The sequence below is a fragment of the Ruegeria sp. YTSC002 genome, assembly GCF_059609845.1.
In genome coordinates this window covers 844,245-858,843 of sequence record NZ_JBXWML010000001.1, presented here as the reverse complement: position 1 = coordinate 858,843, position 14,599 = coordinate 844,245, and the positions used below count along the sequence as shown (strand labels likewise).

13 protein-coding genes are annotated in these 14,599 nt (G+C 58.8%); 5 read left to right on the top strand and 8 right to left on the bottom strand.

The features are described 5' to 3' along the window. The first annotated feature begins 129 nt into the window (after positions 1-129). Positions 130-1,563, top strand: coding sequence for a cache domain-containing protein (locus AC2FFD_RS04290; RefSeq protein ID WP_257598907.1), 1,434 nt, complete (start codon positions 130-132; stop codon positions 1,561-1,563). Further along, positions 1,560-2,207: a response regulator transcription factor gene (locus AC2FFD_RS04285; protein ID WP_170343983.1), complete on the top strand. Its 648-nt coding sequence runs from the start codon at positions 1,560-1,562 to the stop codon at positions 2,205-2,207. The genes AC2FFD_RS04290 and AC2FFD_RS04285 overlap by 4 nt, the downstream gene beginning before the upstream one ends. Before the next feature lie 95 nt (positions 2,208-2,302). Here AC2FFD_RS04285 and AC2FFD_RS04280 read toward each other — a convergent pair whose 3' ends face one another. After that, positions 2,303-2,674, bottom strand: coding sequence for a bleomycin resistance protein (locus tag AC2FFD_RS04280; protein ID WP_425078427.1), 372 nt, complete (start codon positions 2,672-2,674; stop codon positions 2,303-2,305). A gap of 47 nt (positions 2,675-2,721) precedes the next feature. Beyond that, on the bottom strand, positions 2,722-3,567 hold the full coding sequence (locus AC2FFD_RS04275) for a HalD/BesD family halogenase (protein ID WP_257598909.1): 846 nt from the start codon (positions 3,565-3,567) through the stop codon (positions 2,722-2,724). Positions 3,568-3,990: 423 nt separating this feature from the next. Between AC2FFD_RS04275 and AC2FFD_RS04270 the strand changes: the two genes are divergently transcribed. From AC2FFD_RS04270 to AC2FFD_RS04260, 3 genes are all read left to right on the top strand, one after another. Then, positions 3,991-5,742: an acetolactate synthase 3 large subunit gene (locus tag AC2FFD_RS04270; RefSeq protein WP_170343980.1), complete on the top strand. Its 1,752-nt coding sequence runs from the start codon at positions 3,991-3,993 to the stop codon at positions 5,740-5,742. Between the two features lie 69 nt (positions 5,743-5,811). After that, positions 5,812-6,372, top strand: a complete 561-nt coding sequence (ilvN, locus tag AC2FFD_RS04265) for an acetolactate synthase small subunit (protein WP_117868667.1) — start codon at positions 5,812-5,814, stop codon at positions 6,370-6,372. 314 nt (positions 6,373-6,686) lie between these two features. Continuing rightward, on the top strand, positions 6,687-7,406 hold the full coding sequence (locus AC2FFD_RS04260) for a helix-turn-helix domain-containing protein (RefSeq protein WP_257598910.1): 720 nt from the start codon (positions 6,687-6,689) through the stop codon (positions 7,404-7,406). A 9-nt stretch (positions 7,407-7,415) separates the two neighbouring features. Here the strand turns inward: AC2FFD_RS04260 and AC2FFD_RS04255 are convergent, their stop codons facing one another. From AC2FFD_RS04255 to AC2FFD_RS04230, 6 genes are all read right to left on the bottom strand, one after another. Next, entirely contained in the window at positions 7,416-8,201 is a 786-nt protein-coding gene (locus AC2FFD_RS04255; RefSeq protein ID WP_170343978.1) for a DUF2189 domain-containing protein, read from the bottom strand. Positions 8,202-8,227: 26 nt separating this feature from the next. After that, positions 8,228-9,628 carry an amidase gene (locus AC2FFD_RS04250; protein ID WP_496872246.1) on the bottom strand — a complete coding sequence of 467 codons (1,401 nt, stop codon included), beginning with the start codon at positions 9,626-9,628 and terminating at the stop codon, positions 8,228-8,230. Between the two features lie 103 nt (positions 9,629-9,731). Beyond that, complete coding sequence (locus tag AC2FFD_RS04245; RefSeq protein WP_496872085.1) at positions 9,732-10,436, bottom strand: M50 family metallopeptidase; 705 nt, start codon at positions 10,434-10,436, stop codon at positions 9,732-9,734. Between the two features lies 1 nt (position 10,437). Beyond that, complete coding sequence (gene prfB / locus AC2FFD_RS04240) at positions 10,438-11,565, bottom strand: peptide chain release factor 2 (RefSeq protein ID WP_170343977.1); 1,128 nt, start codon at positions 11,563-11,565, stop codon at positions 10,438-10,440. 94 nt (positions 11,566-11,659) lie between these two features. Continuing rightward, positions 11,660-12,052, bottom strand: coding sequence for a RidA family protein (locus AC2FFD_RS04235; protein ID WP_496872082.1), 393 nt, complete (start codon positions 12,050-12,052; stop codon positions 11,660-11,662). A gap of 15 nt (positions 12,053-12,067) precedes the next feature. Continuing rightward, a complete protein-coding gene (locus AC2FFD_RS04230) occupies positions 12,068-14,557 on the bottom strand; it encodes a penicillin-binding protein 1A (protein ID WP_496872081.1) in 2,490 nt (829 codons plus the stop codon). Between the last annotated feature and the right edge of the window lie 42 nt (positions 14,558-14,599).

Sequence of the window (14,599 nt, the reverse complement as noted above, 5' to 3'; positions counted from 1 at the left end):
CGATTTCTTTGCTTTTTTCGACCAGAAATCGGGCGGTGAAGCCCAGCAGTTATGATGATCATCATCGTATTTGCGGGACAAAGCCCAATCTTTTTGCATTTTCGCCGCTGCTTGCGTATCGATTCGTCCATGCAAAGACTCCGACATCTGGTCTCGCTGACCTATGCGCAGAAATTGTCGCTGGTGGCGGCAATCCCGCTGGTCGTGGCCGTGGCGGCAATTGCCATGCTTGTCACCTACGAGGCCCGCGCGACCGCCGAGCGTGAGATCGAAGCGCTGGAACGCAGCCTGATCGAAGCCAAGAAGGAAGAGCTGCGCAACTACGTGACACAGGCCCGCAACGGGTTCGCGTACATCTATGGCCGGGCCGAGCCTGATGACGAGGTCGCAAAAAACCTCGTGTCCCAGATCCTGTCGGCAATGATCTATGGTCAGGATGGGTTCTTCTTTGTCTACGATTATGACGGTAACAATCTGGTCAGCCCGCGCCAGACGCAGTTCATCAATCGAAACTGGGAGGGGCTGACGGACAGCGATGGTACCCCGATCGTTGACGAGTTCATCCGCCTCGCCCGCCAGGGGGCTGGTTGGCACAGCTTCATGTGGCAGAAGCCTTCGACCGGGGAAGAGGCGCAGATGATCGCCTATGTCGTCGGGCTTCAGGACTGGCGCTGGGTCGTGGGGACCGGTGTCTTCATCGACGACATCGTCGCAACGGTGGCCAATGCGAGGGCCGAAGTCGAGGCCCGCGTTCAGCGCACTTTCATGTATATCGGCGCAATCGTCGTGGCTGCGGTGCTCATCGTCTTTGCATCGGGCATGCTGCTGAACATCCGCGAGCGCAGACTTGCGGACGCCAAGCTGAAGGAACTGACCCAGCGCGTCTTTGATGCGCAGGAAGAAGAACGAGGCCGGGTTGCCCGTGAACTGCATGACGGCATCAGCCAGATTCTGGTCGGTGTACGTTACGCGCTGGACAACGCGCGGCGCCGCCTGTCCCGTGGCGATGATGCGGGCGCGCGCGATCCGCTGGACAAAGGGATTGACCATCTTGGCACTGCCATCACCGAGGTCCGCCGCATCAGTCGCGACCTGCGCCCCGGCGCACTGGACGATCTGGGCCTTGGGCCCGCGCTGAAAGCCCTGACCGACGATTTCCGGGACCGCACCGGGATCGAGACGGAATTCTCGACCGTGGTATTCCGCAACCGGCTGGATCAGGACAGCAAGATTGCCCTGTATCGCATTGCCCAGGAAGCGCTGACCAATATCGAGCGCCACTCGGGCGCCACGCATGTTACGATAGACCTGCGCGGGCACAAGAAAGGGGCAACCATGCGGATCACCGACAATGGCCGGGGCATGCGGACCGATCCGGGTACCCCCAGCACCGGGATCGGGTTGCGCAACATGCAAGAGCGCATCGAACAGCTTGACGGGTCCCTGCGCATTCTGTCATCACGCGGACCGCGTGGCGGCACCGTCATCGAAGTCAGCCTGCCGCTGAGCCACCTTCTGCCACCGCAGGAAGACGCAACCCCGAACCGAAAGGCCGGCACATGAGCGCCGAAAGCATCCGAGTTCTTATCGTCGACGACCATCCCATGGTGGCCGAGGGCATTCAGTCCATCCTGGAAAGCTATGATGAGATCGAAGTGGTCGGCACGCTTGGCAGCGGACAGGCGGCAGTGGATCAGGCCGTTGACCTTGCCCCGGATGTGATCCTGATGGATCTGAACATGCCCGGGCTTGGCGGTCTCAGCGCGACGGAAATCATCCTCGAACGCCTGCCGGAAACCCGCATCCTGATCCTGTCGATGCATGACAGCCCGGAATACATATCGACCGCGCTCAGCCACGGTGCCAAAGGATATGTGCTCAAGGATGTGCCCACTGATGAGATCAAGCAGGCCATCGACGCGGTGATGCGGGGCGAACAGTATCTTTGCACAGGCGCCAGCGGATCACTGAAGCCCAAGGGCGACACCACGCGCGAAGCGCTGACCGGACGTGAACAGACCATTCTGCTGGAACTGGCGCAGGGCAAATCCAACAAGGAAGTTGCGCAAACGCTGGATATTTCCGTGCGGACGGTCGAAACGCACCGCAAGAATATCAAGCGCAAGCTTGGCATCTCTTCAACCGCCGGGCTGACACGCTACGCGTTGGAACACGGCGTACTGCAAGGCACTGGCGTCGGTTTCTGATCTGCACGCGCCCGCAGCGCGCAGCGCTGCCCGGCCCAACCAGAGGATACACGCCGCAGGCGTGTTGACGATGGGCGGGAGCGCTACCCGTCGGGTCAGAGACCTTCTCCGAAAAAAACCAATGTCCCGTCTTCGTCAAGAACGTGGAATTCACGCTGATTGTATGGCTGATTGAACGGCGACCTGACACGGCCTTCGGGCAGATCGGCCAATCCGTCGCGCAGGCTGTCATAAAGCCCATCGATATCTTCAACATCGATATAGAAGGAGTGTTCATCACCCAATGGCTTGCCATCATCCCGGGGTGGGCACTCCAAAAGGCGGATCGCAACAGGACCACGTTTCAAAAAGGCATAATTGTCCTGTGTGAACCCACAGGTGAACCCAAGGCGATTACAATAGAAGTCGATCTGGTCCTTCAGGGACGAGCACAACACAAATGGTGTAAGCTGCAAAATCTTGGGCATCTGACTCTCCGAACAGGAAACAGATGCATTGTACCGAGGTTGGACATTCAATCCAGCAATTGATCCTTGCGCAGCCCCGCGCGCTTGTAATGATGCGGCAAAACGCGGCCATACAATTGCTGCGTCCGCTCGACCCCACCGCACATGCCTTCAGCCTCGACAAAGGAAAAGATGCCGACATAGCGGCGGCGCTTGCCTCTTACCGGAGCAACCCGGTGCAGTGAATACCGCCCCTTGAAGATCTGCAAATCCCCCGGCCGCAGATCCAACCGGCGAACGCGCCCCATGTTCCCATCGAGAACCGCAGCCACGAGATCAAAGTTTTCATCCTCTGCCGTGCGCAGGTTGGGCGCGTACTCGAACGCGCCGCCCGTCTCTGCGTTCTGGATGGCCAGCGTCACGGTGTAGTTGTTGGTGTCGAAATGCCAGGGAAAGCCCTGCCCTTCCTCCACGACATTGATGATCACATCCGCCAATGGATCATCGTAACGAAAAAAACGGTCTTCGGGTTCATTCAGGGCATCGCGGACAAAGGGAAGAAAACCGTCGAACTCGTAAATGCGCCGCAGCGGGCCGGATTTCGAAAGATTGTCGGCCGGAACAAAGGCGTTCGAACGATCATAGAACCGGCGGATCGGATGAGCGATGCCAAGCCTTGGATCGTCCTTCGTGAAATAGGCGTTGGTTCTGTTGAAGGACCGATGCGCCTTGGGCGCCACCCCCTCGGCTTCTTGCACCAGTAGCTTGACCCCTGCGTCGTGCACGAAACCAGGCAGAACGGCACATCCATCCTGCTCCAATTCGCGTCTCAAATCCTCGATCAGCCGATCATAAGCCGGTGAATCGGGGCGATCGATTGGATAGCGGCCAAGATCAACCAGGTCCTGCAACATTCTAAGCCTCCGGGTTTTGCCCCCTGCACGCTCAGCGTGGCGCAGAAAAAAGTAATGATCATGCCCGTTTCGGACATCGGCCTGACGCTTTCAGACCGCCTGATCCGTGCACAAAACGGCCAATTCACACACCGAATTCCCGGAAATTCCCGACATGCGGCAATCTGCGCAATAAAATGTCGCAAAATACCGCCCCCGAGATAGAAAATTGGTGCAATTGCCTGTTGACGCCCCTTCCCCCCGACCATAATGTCGCCTCCAAGCAAAAAGGAGCCTCTGGCGATGAGAACGCTAGTCGTAATCGTAGGAACCACGCGCATGGGCCGGTAACGGTAAACCATAATCGAACCCATGCGCCTCCGAAAATCTCGGGGGCTTTTTTTTGTCGAACGCAAGACACATGTCGCGAACGGAGCAAAGCAGATGACACGTGAGATGACCGGCGCAAAGATGGTGGTTCAGGCCCTCAAGGATCAGGGCGTGGACACGGTATTCGGATACCCCGGTGGCGCCGTGCTACCGATCTATGATGAGATCTTTCTGCAAAACGACATTCGCCACATTCTGGTGCGTCACGAACAGGGCGCGATCCACGCGGCCGAAGGTTATGCCCGATCGACCGGAAAACCGGGCGTCGCGCTTGTCACCTCCGGCCCCGGTGCCACCAATGCTGTCACTGGTCTGACCGATGCGTTGCTGGATTCGATCCCGATCGTGGTTCTGACCGGACAGGTCCCGACCTTCATGATCGGATCGGACGCGTTTCAAGAGGCCGACACCGTTGGCATCACCCGCCCCTGCACCAAGCATAACTGGCTGGTGAAGGATACGGATTCGCTGGCTGAAACCCTGCACGAGGCATTCCATGTCGCCACCTCGGGCCGCCCCGGCCCGGTGCTGATCGACATCCCGAAGGATGTGCAGTTCGCGTCGGGCGAATATGCCAGCCCGAAACCTTCGACCTCGCATTACCAACCAGCGATGAAAGGAGATCTGGAAGAGATCACCGAATTGGTTGCCGCGATCGAAACCGCAAAGAAACCGATCTTCTATACCGGCGGTGGCGTTATCAATTCCGGCCCCGCGGCAAGCCAGTTGCTGCGTGAACTGGTGGATGCAACGGGCTTTCCGATCACCTCAACCCTGATGGGCCTTGGCGCCTATCCTGCCTCGGGCGAAAACTGGTTGGGAATGCTCGGAATGCACGGCCTTTATGAGGCCAACATGGCGATGCATGATTGCGATCTGATGATCAATATCGGTGCGCGGTTCGATGACCGGATCACCGGGCGTATCGATGCGTTCTCGCCGAACTCGAAGAAAGCACATATCGACATTGATCCGTCCTCGATCAACAAGGTCATCCGGGTGGACATCCCGATCGTCGGCGATGTGGCGCATGTGCTCGAGGACATTCTGAAGATCTGGAAGTCGCGCGGGCGCAAGACGGACGCCGCGAATGTCAAACAATGGCAGAACCAGATCGCCGAATGGCGCAAGATCAACTGTCTGGCGTTCACCAACAGCGAGAAGTCGATCAAACCGCAATACGCGCTGCAACGTCTTGAAGAGCTGACGAAAAAGCATGATCGCTACATCACCACCGAGGTGGGTCAGCATCAGATGTGGGCGGCGCAGTATCTTGGGTTCGAAGACCCCAACCGCTGGATGACCTCGGGCGGGCTGGGCACGATGGGCTATGGCTTCCCCGCCTCGATCGGTGTGCAGATGGCACATCCGGACGCGCTGGTGATCAACGTCGCTGGCGAGGCTTCGTGGTTGATGAACATGCAGGAAATGGGCACCGCCGTTCAGTATCGCCTGCCGGTGAAACAGTTCATCCTGAACAACGAGCGCCTTGGCATGGTGCGCCAGTGGCAGGAGCTGCTGCATGGCGAGCGGTATTCGCATTCCTGGTCCGAGGCCCTGCCCGATTTCGTCAAACTCGCCGAGGCCTTTGGTGCGAAAGGCATCCTGTGTTCCGACCCCGCCGATCTGGACGATGCGATCATGGAGATGATCAATTATGACGGTCCAGTGATCTTCGACTGTCTGGTCGAAAAGCACGAGAACTGCTTCCCCATGATCCCGTCGGGCAAGGCGCATAACGAGATGCTGCTGGGCGAAGCCGAGACGCAGGGCGTAATCGACTCCAAGGGCTCGGTTCTGGTTTAACAAAATTCGACGGTTTTGATTGAGCGCCGCGCTGCGCCCAACCTGTCAAGGATGATGAAAGGGACGTAAATGTCTGCCCTACATATCAAAAAAGGCTCCACCCGCCATTCGGCCTATAACCTACGGCCCACCTTCTCGGACGTTCAGGAACGCCATACCATTGCGGTTCTGGTCGAAAACGAACCGGGCGTACTGGCCCGTGTCATTGGCCTGTTCTCGGGTCGAGGCTATAACATCGAAAGCCTGACGGTGGCCGAGGTTGATCATACCGGCCACCTCAGCCGCATCACCATCGTCACCACCGGCACGCCGCAGGTGATCGAACAGATCAAGGCGCAGCTTGGGCGCATTGTCTCGGTGCGTGACGTGCATGATCTGACGGTCGAGGGCGCATCGGTCGAGCGTGAACTGGCGATCATCAAGGTCGTCGGCGAAGGCGACAAGCGGGTCGAAGCGCTGCGACTGGCCGATATCTTCCGCGCCAATGTAGTCGACAGTACCCTGAATTCTTTCATTTTCGAGATCACCGGCGCGCCCGACAAGATCGACGCCTTTGCCGATCTGATGCGCCCCCTGGGCTTGATGGAAATCGCCCGTACCGGCGTGGCGGCCCTGCTGCGCGGCGATTGATCGACCTGTCCCGCCTTGGCACTTGTCTTGCGGCCAAGGCGGGAACACTTTTAAGAGTGGCCGGCGATATGCAATGCAACTTTGGCGATCTGAATGCGCTAAAATTGCCATAAGGTCAGCTTTTCCGGTTAAAGATCAGTCATTTTCAGATAAAGTCTATTGCCTTTGCGCATAGGGCCGTTAGCCTTGAAGCCGCAACGCGACGTGGGGATACGTTGCTTGGGGTCATTCTGTACGATTTTTCGATGCGCACCGGGCTTTGGCTTCTGTGCGAAGATGGTTTCTTCCGGAAACTGAGCAAGACGTGGGCACCCATGACCGACGACATTCGCAGTCCTGCTGAGCTTCGCGCAATGTTTGGTGCGAACCTTCGGCAATTGGCAAAGCGATATCGCTCGGTCTCGGCGCTGTGCCGCCAACTTGGCGTGAACCGCACCCAGTTCAACAGATATCTATCCGGTGAAAGCGTTCCCAGACCGGATGTGCTGGACCGTATTTGCCGGTTCTTCGATGTCGATGCCCGCATTCTTCTGAAACCGCTGGACGAGATCGAAAAGATCGAAGAACACCCCGCAACTCCGGCGCTGACAGAGTTTCTGGGCTCGGGTGCGGATGCGATCGAGAAATCCCTGTTTTCACCCGGGTTCTACGCGGTGATCGAAAGCCTTTCGGCTGAACACCGGATGACCCTGCTGCACGCCCGACCCCTGGCCCAATGCACGTTGATCCGTGGCTACGTGTCGCGTGCGGAAATGCCCGAGGCAACACCGAAAGCGCGGGAAATACGGGGGATAGCGGCCTCAAGCGGTGACACCGTCTATATGCTGACCTCGCAGCGGGAAGGTCACAACAGCCGGGTCTATCTGATCTCGCCGGACCCTACGGGAACGGCAGTTCATTGGCGTGGGTCGGTCATCAGTCCGGCAAATGCGACAAGGCCCGAACCCGTTGTGCTGAAATACCTTGGGCACGACTCGACGGCCATTTTTGCTGCTGCACGATTGTCGACGAACAACGTGGCTCAGCACCTGTAACCTACCGTCTCAGGTTGGTGTTTTCCCTTCATCGTTCTGCGTGATCTGCCGGTACAGATGCCAGCTGGCATGCCCCAGCAACGGCAGAACCACCAGCAACCCCAGGAACCAAGGCACCATCGCCAGAAATGTCAGCACCGCGATGAAGGCTCCCCAGGCCAGCATCACTGGGTAGTTCTTTGACACGTAGGAAAAACTGGTGATCATTGCCGTTACAAAATCCAGTTCACGATCCAGCAGCAACGGAATCGACAGAACCGTGATCATATACAGAACGGTCGCAAAAACCGCCCCGACTGCCGTGCCGACTGCCAGCATTGTCAGGCCATTCAGCGTCAGAAACACCTCAAGCGAGGTTGACACGTTGGTCATCGTCGCCAACCCCATGAACAGGGCAAAGATCATGTGCCCCAGAAAAAACCAGAACAGAAACACGACGACTATGATCGCGCAGATCGAGGGCAACTGTCTGCGGCTTTGCTGCATCACGACCCCGAAGATCGCGCCAAAATCGAGCGGCTCGCCTTGTTCCAACCTGTGCGAAACCTCGTACAGACCAACAGCGGCAAACGGGCCGATCAACGGAAACCCGATGGCCGCCAGCACCAGCCAGAAGGTTGTTCCGGTCTGAACTGTCACCCATGCCATCGCCCACCCGGACAGTACGTAAAACCCCGCAAAAACAAGGCCGAACAGCGGTGCGCGGCGAAAGTCGGCCCAGGCGCGCTTCAAAGCAGTGCGCAGCATGGCGGTATCGACCGGTCGCATGTCCGGAACACCAAAGGGTTTGTCCATGTTGTCTTCCTCCTCCCTGACCGGCGTTATTGCATCGCCGGCCTCTTGTTCGGCCAATCTGTTTCGGCGTGGTAAGCCGCTCCGACTGACAACAGTTTTCGATCCGATCCTCTGGGTCCGAACAGTTGAAACCCCATGGGCAGCCCCTGCGTGCCAAACCCCGCGGGCGCAGCAAGACAGGGCAGGCCGATCAGGCTGACCGGTACCGTGACATGCATCCATCGGTGATAGGTATCCATGGCCCGGCCCGCGATCTCTGTCGGGTAAGGCAGATCAACCGAGAACGGCCAGACCTGAGCAGACGGCAGAACCAACGCGTCAAACCGTTCGAACAGGTTCGCCGCGCAACGGAACCATTCCGAGCGGATGACACTGGCGTGGTGCACCTCCATCGCACTCATCGCCAGCCCCCGATCCAGCTCCCATTGCGCCGTGTCTTTCAAATGCTCTTTTTGCGAAGCCAAAGGTTCCAGCCCTGCGGCCACGCTGAACGACCGCAAGCTGATCCAGCTGGTCCAGAGTTTTTCAGCATCGAAAGGCGGGGGGATGTCCTCAACCTGCGCTCCACGCGTTTCGAATACGCCCATCGCGTCTTTGCAGATGTCGAGAATACCGGGCTCGGTCGGAAAAGCGCCGCCCCAGTCGCCAAGCCACCCGATCCGCAGCCCGTGCAAATCGGCGGCGGTCACCGGCGACACCGGGGCACTTTCAGCGGCCAACGGCAAGCGCGGGTCCGGACCCGAGATGACATCAAGCAGAACACCCATGTCTTCGGGGCAGCGCGCCATGGGGCCCAGTGTCGACAACTGGTGCAAAAAACTGTCGCCCACGGGATCGGAAGGCACCCTGCCCCAGCTTGGCCGAAAGCCGTAAACGTTGTTCCATGCAGCTGGGTTGCGTAAGCTGCCCATCATGTCCGAGCCATCGGCCAGCGCAACCATGCCCGTCGCCAAGGCAACCGCCGCCCCGCCGGACGAACCACCGCAGGTACGATTGGCGTCATAAGGGTTGCGCGTTGCGCCATAGACCGGATTGAACGTGTGCGATCCCAGCCCAAATTCCGGCGTATTGGTCTTGCCGATCAGGATGGCACCTGCGGCCCGCATCCGGGTGGCAATCAGATCGTCAGTGTCCGGCACGAAGCCCTTGAACATCGGTGAGCCCTGAGACGAGACGACGCCCGCCACGTTCACAAGATCCTTGACTGCGATTGGAAGACCGTGCAGCGGGCCGGTGATCGGGCCATCGTCACAGGCCTTCGCCTCGGCCATCAAACCATCTGAATCCCTTAGCGCGACGATGGCATTCACCTCACCATTGACCGTGGCGATGCGATCCAGCGTGGCCCGCATCACGTCCGAGGCTGAAACCTGCCGGCTGGCCAACTGTTTCAAAAGGTCTGTAGCCGATATCCGGGTCAGGTCCATGGCGCGCCAATCCATTGTCGTTTCCGGCAGCCTAGCGGGCAGTTCAGATCATTTAAACCCACTGTTTAAATGTATCTTTTCAGGGAAGTCCCGGACGGCAATGTCAGCGCGCTGATCCGCGAAAATGCAGGTTGCTGTCAGCCCCAAGCCAATAGCGCAGGCAAAGAGCAATCGCCATGCAGCTGAGCACCAGCCAGATCCCGCCCCACAACATGGTGGAGCCACCGAATTCCTCGGCCAGCATGAATGCATCCGAACGCGCGCCGGACCGTCGGATCGTGTCGTCGAAGATGTCGAAAGGGACATAGATCATGCTGGTCAATCCGATCACGCGCAGCACCAGATCGCTTACATCGGGGCGCAGATACCACGCCGCAGCAATCATCGCAGCCCCGGTTCCGATGCTGAAAACAAGGGCGAACGGGTCGCGGATATACAGCACCGCCACCAGACACATGCCACCGCCAAAACCCGCCAGAACGGCGCGGTCGGCCTTTGTTCGCAGGGCAAGGATCAAAAGGGCCATGCCAAGCGCCAGTGAACCAAGATATCCGGCAGACAGGCTGAGAAAGCGATTGCCGCCCCGGCCGAGGACAACGCCGCCCTGTTGCGATGAGATCGAAAAGCTCTCGACCGAGCCGCCCGTCATCAGGATCGTCACCGCATGAGACAACTCATGCAGAAAGACGACCAGTATCTTCAGTGGAACCGCAACCGGTGTATTCCAGAGCAAAAACACCAGGGCCGTGATCAGGATAAGCTGCCAATGCCCTTTCAAAACGTTCAGGAAAGGGCTGTTACGCTTCACCTCAGCTGTCGCCCTGGGCCTCGGAGCGGCTCTTGCCCGCCACGTTCAGGGCCAGTGTGGCCGCCATGAAGCCGTCCAGATCGCCGTCCAGAACACCCTTGGTATCCGAGGTCTCGTAATTGGTCCGCAGGTCTTTGACCATCTGGTAGGGCTGCAAAACATATGACCGGATCTGGTTGCCCCAGCCCGCATCCCCCTTGGCCTCGTGTGCCGCGTTGATGTCGGCGTTCCGGCGGTCCAGTTCCAGTTGATACAAGCGCGATTTCAGAGCCTTCATGGCGATATCGCGGTTCTGGTGCTGCGACTTCTCGGAGGAGGTCACGACAATCCCGGTCGGAATGTGCGTGATCCGAACGGCCGAGTCCGTGGTGTTCACGTGCTGACCGCCCGCCCCCGATGACCGGTAGGTGTCGATGCGGATATCGGCGGGGTTTACCTCGATCTCGATATTGTCGTCGACCACCGGATAAACCCAGACCGAACAGAACGAGGTGTGCCGCTTGGCCGCCGAGTCAAAAGGCGAAATCCGCACCAGCCGGTGTACGCCGCTTTCGGATTTCAGCCAGCCGTAGGCGTTGTGGCCGGAAATCTTGTACGCAGCGGATTTGATCCCTGCCTCTTCGCCCGGGGTTTCGGACTGAAGCTCGACCGTATAGCCTTTTTTCTCGGCCCAGCGCACATACATCCGCGCCAGCATCGAGGCCCAGTCGCAGCTTTCGGTTCCGCCCGCGCCCGAGTTGATCTCGAGGAAGGTGTCGTTGCTGTCAGCCTCACCGTCAAGCAGCGCCTCAAGCTCTTTCTTTGCGGCCTTGGCCTGAAGCGCCTTGATCGCGGCTTCGGCGTCCTGGACGACCTCTTCGTCTTCTTCCATTTCGCCCAGCTCAATCAATTCGATATTGTCGCTGAGGTCGGTTTTGATGGACTCGTAGGTCTCAATCGCGTCGACCAGCATCTGCCGCTCGCGCATCAGTTTCTGCGCCTTTTCGGGATTGTCCCACAGGTTGGGATCTTCGACACGCGCATTGAATTCCTCAAGGCGATGCGGCGCGGTCTCATAGTCCATGCGCTGCGCCAGCAGCTCCAGCGACTTTTCGATTTCCGCTATGATGTTCTGGGTTTCGGCGCGCATGGTCTTGTCCCAACTTGCTCAATCAGGCCTGCGTGATAGCAAGAGGTGCGAGACACCACAAGACAGGCTGGATGGATGGAGCGACTCTCGTGACTCACTCGGAAAGATGTGCGATCGCCCGAATTTCAACCAAGGCACCCTCCCGTCGAAGTCCCGCAACCTCAACTGCGGTCCAAGCCGGGTAAGGCGCAGGCAGAACCTCAAAGCGCACACGGTCAAACAGATCGAAATGCTTTCGCATGTCAACATGGTAGGTCGTCATCTCGACCACAGTCTCCAAACCTTGGTTCGCTTCCTTTAATACCTCGGCAATCTTGGAAAAGGCGTTCCGGAACTGTAGTTCCGGATCATACGGCATTGAACCGTCTGCCGCGCTCCCGGTCATACCGGTGAGAAACACGTGCCCTCCCGAGATGACACCCGGAGAGATGCTTAGCTGCCCGGGCGCACCCAGCAAAGCATGTGGAATCAGAGGTGTCTTACCCAACTTGGTCAGTCCCTGTCAGTAAAGACCACCGGTACTCAGATCGCCTTGCGAGGCCTTGGGCCCGACCGTGATGGTTTCACCCGTCGACGTCTGAACCTGCACACCTGCGCGCTGCGCTTCCTCGAACAAGGGCAGGTCGGAACCAATCGCAAAACCACCGTCATAAACACGGTCGATGAACCCATCGACACCGTCGCGGAAGAATTCGGCCACGACATAGTCGCCGGTGGCGTCATCCGGCAGGCGGGCGCCGCTGAAACGGTCGATTTTGATGAAGTGACCCCCTTCCGGAACCTTGAATGGCCCACCGCCATACTTTTCGACGGCTTTTTCCATGAAGCTCTGGAACACCGGGCCGCACAGTGTACCGCCATAAGCCCCCCGCCCCATCGGGCGCGGACGGTCATAACCGATGTAGCAGCCCGCCACGATATTCGAGGTAAAGCCGATGAACCACGCATCCTTGGATTCGTTGGTGGTTCCGGTCTTGCCCGCTGTCGGCACCGGCAGGTTCACATAGCGCGAGGCCGTGCCACGATCCACCACGCCTTTCATCATGGATGTCAGCTGATAGGCCGTGATGGCATCCATGACCTGCGCGCGGTCCGTGACAAGGGTCGGGGCCTCGTCGGGCTCTAGCCAGGTCGAGTTGCAATTCAGGCATTGACGATCATCATGACGATAGATGGTCTTGCCGAACCGGTCCTGAATACGGTCGACCAGAGTGGGCTCGACCCGCTGACCCCCGTTCGCGAACATCGCATAAGCGGCGACCATCTTGTACAGCGTCGTTTCTTCGGACCCCAGCGAGTTTGCAAGGAACGCGCCCATCCGGTCATAGACGCCAAAGCGTTCGGCGTAACCTGCAACCACCGGCATCGTGACCTCTTGCGCCAGACGGATGGTCATCAGGTTCCGCGACTGCTCGATCCCGGTGCGCAAGGGGGTCGGCCCGTAGAACTTGTTCGACGAGTTCTTGGGCCGCCACAAGCCCTGTGGCGTGTTCACCTCGATCGGTGCGTCCACGACGATGGTTGCGGGGCTGTAGCCGCTGTCCAGCGCGGCGGCATAGACAAAGGGTTTGAAGCTGGACCCCGGCTGGCGCTGTGCCTGCGTGGCGCGGTTGAACACGGTGTCCTGATAAGAAAACCCGCCCTGCATCGCCAGAACGCGGCCCGAGTTCACATCCATCGCCACAAAGGCGCCCTGAACTTCGGGCACCTGACGGGCAGACCACTGCCCCTCTTCGCCCTCGACCACAAGGATCACATCCCCGCGCTTGAAGTTCGCCGCAAAATCACCCTGCATCCACTTGATATCGGACCGCGGAATGGTGCCATCCGCAGGGCCGTCCTCGATCCCGACGGTAAGTTGCTGATCCGAGACATTCAGAACCACGGCGGGATACCAGCGGGTCGGCAGCACCACATCGCGCGGGATTTCCAGAAGCGAAAGCGCCTCGCGCCACTGTGCCTCATCCGCCAGTTTTTCTTCCGGGATCACTTCGCCGGTGCCACGCCATTTCCCGCGCGACCGATCATATTTCTGCAACGCCGTGCGCAGGGCCTTTGCGGCCTCGACCTGCATTTCTTCGTCCACCGACGCACGAACCGTGAAGCCGCCGGTAAAGAACTCACCTTCACCAAAGTCCTCGCTCAGTTGACGTCGGATTTCATCGGTGAAGTAGTCGCGCGGCGGCAATGCGGTGCGGAAGCTTTCGAAATCGCCGTTCTGAACCGAGCGCAGCGGCATCTCGACTTCAGTCTCATAGGTCGCCTGATCGATGTAACCGTTCTGGTACATCTCGCGCAGCACATAGTTTCGGCGGGCCAACAGGCGTTCCTTTTCCCGAACCGGGTGATAATCCGACGGCGCCTTGGGCATTGCGGCCAACATCGCGGCCTCGTGCGGGGCCAGTTCCTGCAAGGTCTTGTTGAAATAGGTCTGCGCGGCGGCCGTCACACCGTACGAGTTCTGACCCAGAAAGATCTCGTTCAGGTAAAGTTCAAGGATCTGCTCCTTGTCCAGTGTATCTTCGAGCCGGGTGGCGAGGATGATTTCCTTGATCTTGCGTTCTGCCCGGCGATCGCCCGACAACAGGAAGTTCTTCATCACCTGCTGCGTGATGGTCGACGCACCGCGCACGGTTCCGCCTTTGGTTCGCACCGCTTCGACACCTGCCGCGATGATCCCCCGCGGGTCATAGCCCTGATGGGTATAGAAATTCTTGTCTTCCGCCGAAATAAACGCCTGTTTCACCAGATCGGGAATTTCCGAGGACGGCGTGAACAGGCGGCGTTCCTGCGCGAATTCGTCGATCAACTGGCCTTCGCCCGAATAGATCCGGCTGATCGTCGGGGGCTTGTACTGGGCCAGGGATTCGTGGCTGGGAAGATCGCGGCCATACATCCAGAACACCGCACCGATCACCAGTGCGACCATGAAAATACCCAAGGTGACGATACTGAAGATCGCCCCGAAAATCGAAAGAATGAACCGGATCACGTTACTGCCTTTTTCTCGCGGTGGTGCCTATATAGTGTTGCA

Bases quoted from the DNA above. Each gene is read 5' to 3' on its own strand.
- AC2FFD_RS04260 (WP_257598910.1), top strand. From the start codon at position 6,687: ATGACCGACGACATTCGCAGTCCTGCTGAGCTTCGCGCAATGTTTGGT.
- AC2FFD_RS04275 (WP_257598909.1), bottom strand. From the start codon at position 3,567: ATGTTGCAGGACCTGGTTGATCTTGGCCGCTATCCAATCGATCGCCCC.
- AC2FFD_RS04280 (WP_425078427.1), bottom strand. From the start codon at position 2,674: ATGCCCAAGATTTTGCAGCTTACACCATTTGTGTTGTGCTCGTCCCTG.
- prfB (WP_170343977.1), bottom strand. From the start codon at position 11,565: ATGCGCGCCGAAACCCAGAACATCATAGCGGAAATCGAAAAGTCGCTG.
- AC2FFD_RS04250 (WP_496872246.1), bottom strand. From the start codon at position 9,628: ATGGACCTGACCCGGATATCGGCTACAGACCTTTTGAAACAGTTGGCC.
- ilvN (WP_117868667.1), top strand. From the start codon at position 5,812: ATGTCTGCCCTACATATCAAAAAAGGCTCCACCCGCCATTCGGCCTAT.
- AC2FFD_RS04285 (WP_170343983.1), top strand. From the start codon at position 1,560: ATGAGCGCCGAAAGCATCCGAGTTCTTATCGTCGACGACCATCCCATG.
- AC2FFD_RS04255 (WP_170343978.1), bottom strand. From the start codon at position 8,201: ATGGACAAACCCTTTGGTGTTCCGGACATGCGACCGGTCGATACCGCC.
- AC2FFD_RS04270 (WP_170343980.1), top strand. From the start codon at position 3,991: ATGACACGTGAGATGACCGGCGCAAAGATGGTGGTTCAGGCCCTCAAG.
- AC2FFD_RS04290 (WP_257598907.1), top strand. From the start codon at position 130: ATGCAAAGACTCCGACATCTGGTCTCGCTGACCTATGCGCAGAAATTG.